Source organism: Protofrankia sp. Cas8 (assembly GCF_963555845.1).
GTDB lineage: Bacteria > Actinomycetota > Actinomycetes > Frankiales > Frankiaceae > Protofrankia.
The window spans coordinates 3150-5657 of record NZ_CAUVXI010000288.1 but is presented as its reverse complement, the minus strand read 5'-3'; the positions used below and the strand labels follow the sequence as shown (position 1 = coordinate 5657).

The 2508-nt window shown below is 66.3% G+C and carries 4 protein-coding genes; 1 reads left to right on the top strand and 3 read right to left on the bottom strand.

Annotated elements, in window-relative coordinates:
* Positions 1-119 precede the first annotated feature (119 nt).
* Positions 120-464, bottom strand: coding sequence for a hypothetical protein (locus U9977_RS25460; protein ID WP_322751818.1), 345 nt, complete (start codon positions 462-464; stop codon positions 120-122).
* Positions 461-934: a hypothetical protein gene (locus U9977_RS25455; protein WP_322751817.1), complete on the bottom strand. Its 474-nt coding sequence runs from the start codon at positions 932-934 to the stop codon at positions 461-463. The genes U9977_RS25460 and U9977_RS25455 overlap by 4 nt, the downstream gene beginning before the upstream one ends.
* Before the next feature lie 119 nt (positions 935-1053).
* Here U9977_RS25455 and U9977_RS25450 point away from each other — a divergent pair, with 119 nt between their 5' ends.
* A complete protein-coding gene (locus U9977_RS25450) occupies positions 1054-1332 on the top strand; it encodes an SCO4848 family membrane protein (RefSeq protein ID WP_322751816.1) in 279 nt (92 codons plus the stop codon).
* Positions 1333-1498: 166 nt separating this feature from the next.
* On the opposite strand, the gene U9977_RS25445 is transcribed toward U9977_RS25450, so the two are convergent.
* A partial coding sequence (locus U9977_RS25445) for an ATP-binding protein (protein ID WP_322751815.1) occupies positions 1499-2508 on the bottom strand: 1010 nt, incomplete at its 5' end.

Sequence of the window (2508 nt, the reverse complement as noted above, 5' to 3'; positions counted from 1 at the left end):
ACGGGCGCGGTGGTAAAGCACGGCGGGTTCAAACGGTCGTAGCAATGCGTGCCTGGCCACCCAGACCACGGACACGCACGCGTCGAGCAACGGCGAGTCGAGTGGAGCACGCAGAACCGCTATTCGGTTGCTTTTGGATGGCCTGCACCGGCACGGGTGATCCAGATGCGTTGTTTCTCGTCGTCGATGCAGTACCAGACACGTCCGCCGCCGCTAGCTTCGTATTGCCATTGCGGGAGCTCGCGCCCACCGATCGACTTTTTGCCGAGGGCACCTTGTAGCGGGTGCTGGCGTTGTGTTCTATGTCGCGGATCAGTCTGTAACGCATCGAAGGCGGTTCGGGCGGCAGCCGAATGGGTTCGGCAGAGTTCGTCCCAGCCCTTGCCTGCGTCATTGCTGGCTGCGACAATGTCCCACTTGTCCGGGTCAGGGGGACGAGGGATCCGCTCGCCACGTCCAGTCATGAAGGTCGATGGAGGACGGGGCCGTCGCCGGGCAGCGGCCGGCTGAGGTCTGCGGTGAGGGCGGGATCCGCGTGGATCGCGGCGGTCTGCTTCCACTCATGCGCGAGCTGGGTGAAGGGCGCCAGGACGCCGGCTTCGGCGCTTGCCTGCAGCCGCCGCAGGAGCGTGCTGACGCACTCCGCCTGCTCGTCGACGGGAAGCAGTTCAATCCACGGGAAGACGTCCGTGATCACGGCCTCAAGGACAGAGCGGGCCGCATCGTCGTGGAGGGTCTGCCGCAGGATGCGGGCGGTCAGCGCAAGCGCCTCCTCGACGTCGGCGGCGCGGTCGGCCAGTTCGACCCGAAGGTTCGGGCCGTCGCGCCGGGCCAGTTCGACCACAACGCCTTCATCGATGTAGGCGAGGACGCGCTTGGGCTGGCGGAGAAGATCGCTGTAGGGGAAGGAGACGCGCGCTACTGACGCTGCCATGGGCGCAATGATATCTGAAGTAGCTCTGAACTTGCCACGAGCTCGTGCCGCCGCGGTGATCCGCCTGACTGGCTGGTCCGGGCGGAGCCGGCGCTGACGTGGGGTGCGAGGCTGGTGGGGTGACTCTGTCGAAGCGTGCTGCCTGGTTCCTGGTCGCGGTGGGTGTCTGGTCGTGGGTGATCTGGCCGACGTTCCTGAAGAACATCTGGGTCGACGACCGGTCCTGGAGCGATGGTCCGACCGGGTTCTTCCTGGTGCACTTGGTGCTCACCGCCGTCTCGCTCACGATCGGCACCGCCGTCGGCTGGCTCGGGATCCGGGGGGTGCGTGCCGGGCGGCGTGGCCCCACCGATCACGCAGCGCCGCCCGACCGCGACCTGATCGACTCCAGCCGCTGAGGGCCAACCCGTACTGTACCGATCATCCCGGTATCTATGACAAAGAACGATGTGAATCTGATGCTCCTACCACAACACCAGATTCACATCGTTCCCAAAGAGCGCCCAGCAATAGGGACGTGGATCAAGGAGCGGGGCTGGGGCGTGTCCTGAACCGGCGCGTGCTTCAGGGGCGCCAGGCGGTGAGCAGGTCGTTCGGGCCGAGGGCGAGGATGCCGGCCGTCGCCGTGCTGGTACGGGTCACCGCGAGCAGGGGGGTCGAGTCGTCGGCGCCGGGAAGCTGCGACCGGTGGTGGGCGAGCCGGGCGAGGTCGTGCACGTCAAAGGCATGGTTGTTCTGCCATTTGATCGATCCGACCATGGTGATCCTTTTGGCGATCGGTTCCCGGTCCGCGCCGACGATGTCGATTTCCGGGTCGTTGGTACGGGTCCAGTAGCCGCCGATGACGTTCGTCTCGTCCGGTAGGACCCCCGCGGGAAGCCGGTGCAGCGCATCCCTGATCACCGGCTCGATCGCCCGTCCTCGCCAGGTGGCCCAGGAGGATTCGATCCTGGTGAGAACCAGGTCGCCGCGGCCCCGCTCGATTTCATGGAGGTACGGGCCGAGGAATGTCAGCCAGAATCGAAGATAGGGGTCGGCGATCAGATACCGGGTTTCGCGGGAGGGTCGGGTTGAGAGCGGAACCATGGCGGTCACCAGACGTTTCGCAGTCAACAGCTGCAACGCGCGGCTCAGGGAGCCCTGCGCGATCCCGCCGGCGGCCCGTCCGATAAGCGAGAAGGCCCGTTCCCCGGACCCGATGACACCAAGGACCCCGCGGGCCTGCGCCTCGACGGGAAACTCGGCGGCCAGCGCACGTTCGGCGCTGACCAGCAGAGCGGAGGTGGGATCGTCGACCGCCTCCCGCAGATAGTCGTGAACTGAGGCGCCGCCGGGCCACTCGTCCAGGATCAGCGGCAGCCCACCGGTCACCAGGTAGGCGTCGAAGACATCGGCAGAACTCAGATCCACCATCGTGGACACGTCGGCCGGGTTCAGCGGCGGGATCACCATCTCGCCGGCGCGTTGGTGAAACGGCCGGCCGTAGGAATTGAGCGCCTCCATCATCGCCAGGTCCGAGCCGATGCACAGCAGAAGGACCGGTCGCCGGGACAGCTCGCGATCGAACAGCTTCT

What these genes read in the sequence shown, in the direction of transcription:
- U9977_RS25460 (WP_322751818.1), bottom strand. Translation starts at nt 464, where the DNA reads ATGACTGGACGTGGCGAGCGGATCCCTCGTCCCCCTGACCCGGACAAG.
- U9977_RS25455 (WP_322751817.1), bottom strand. Translation starts at nt 934, where the DNA reads ATGGCAGCGTCAGTAGCGCGCGTCTCCTTCCCCTACAGCGATCTTCTC.